Source organism: Streptomyces apocyni (assembly GCF_009739465.1).
GTDB classification, from domain to species: Bacteria; Actinomycetota; Actinomycetes; order Streptomycetales; family Streptomycetaceae; genus Streptomyces; species Streptomyces apocyni.
In genome coordinates, this window is record NZ_WHOM01000018.1 from 1 (window position 1) to 314 (window position 314).

At 66.6% G+C, this 314-nt stretch carries 1 protein-coding gene; it reads left to right on the top strand.

The window, feature by feature from the left end; all coding sequences use genetic code 11:
• On the top strand, positions 1–314 hold a 314-nt coding region (locus GCN81_RS00070), incomplete at both ends, for a KR domain-containing protein (RefSeq protein WP_156721308.1).

The following is a 314-nucleotide window of genomic DNA, read 5'->3' on the forward strand; positions in this document are numbered from 1 at the left end:
AACGCCCTAGCCACCACACTCACCCAAATCCCCGACGAACACCCCCTCACCGCCGTCATCCACACCGCAGGCGTACTCGATGACACCGTGGTGTCGGACCTGACACCCGAACGTCTGGACGCGGTCCTGCGCCCGAAGGTCGACGCCGCCTGGAACCTGCACGAGCAGACCAAACACCTCGACCTCTCCGCGTTCGTCCTCTACTCCTCCATCGCCGGACTCATCGGCAACGCGGGACAGGCCAACTACGCCGCCGCCAACACCTTCCTCGACTCCCTCGCCCAACACCGCCACGCCCAAGGCCTGCCCGCCCA